This window comes from Oleiphilus sp. HI0066, assembly GCF_001635725.1.
The window spans coordinates 1-881 of sequence record NZ_LWFH01001403.1 but is presented as its reverse complement, the minus strand read 5'-3'; the positions used below and the strand labels follow the sequence as shown (position 1 = coordinate 881).

The 881-nt window shown below is 40.0% G+C and carries 2 protein-coding genes; one reads left to right on the top strand and one right to left on the bottom strand.

What is annotated here, in order from left to right:
- The coding region (locus A3738_RS31365) for a FlgO family outer membrane protein (protein WP_197473949.1) at positions 1-183 on the top strand (183 nt) is incomplete at its 5' end.
- A 42-nt stretch (positions 184-225) separates the two neighbouring features.
- Here A3738_RS31365 and A3738_RS31360 read toward each other — a convergent pair.
- A partial coding sequence (locus A3738_RS31360; RefSeq protein ID WP_197473948.1) for a FlgO family outer membrane protein occupies positions 226-881 on the bottom strand: 656 nt, incomplete at its 5' end.

Sequence of the window (881 nt, the reverse complement as noted above, 5' to 3'; positions counted from 1 at the left end):
GCATTGTCGCGTGATTTAGATGAGTTGAATCCAAACTTAGTGATTGAATATGTTCTTACCGGCACACTCGTGCAAAGTGAGCGAGGCGTTGTGGTGAATGCACGTATTACGCATCACAAGACGAATAAGGTCGTTGCATCGACATCAAAGTTTTTGCCAAATATTGTTGTAGCGAATCTATAAGATCATTAATACTTGTCGAAGAATTTTCGGTGAGCGCAAAACTTAACCGCCTGTAACATGAATCGTTGGAGCTTGATGCCCTCGGGCATTATCCAATATGGCTTGACTTGCTTCTCTAGAAATAAATGCTTGAGCTGAAGAAACAACGGCTTTTGAACTAACGCCGATAATGCGTGCATTTACTATATATCCGCCTTGTTGTTGGGCTAAGGTGCCTGCGATAACAAACTGAATTGGAAGATTTTCAGCAAGTTTGTTCGGATCTTTACTGAAGAAAAAATCACCTGAGTTGGTTACCTGAATATCACTGGTAGATTTGAAATCAATGACAGGAATACCAAATTTGTTCACTTCATGTATGAGTGATTCTGATATTTGTAAGCCAAGTAAATTTGTTTCTTGATAGTTGCTGTCGAGCAATACAAAGGAACTAACTGCGATGGGGGTTTTGTCATTGACGAAACTTAGATTAGCCATCAAATCTTGCATTAAGCCGCGAACAAAATAGTTTACGTCTTTATGTAAAAGCTTGATTGGATGAGGTGTGCCTTCTGTAGCTTTGGTTCGCTGCCCTAAATGTTCTTGTTGCTCTTCACTAAATGAAACGCTGGCTTGTGTTGATGGCGATAATGTTGAGGTCTCTTCATCTTTTGTTTCTACTTCATCAGTATTTGCAATGGCTACAGATTGGCTGAGAG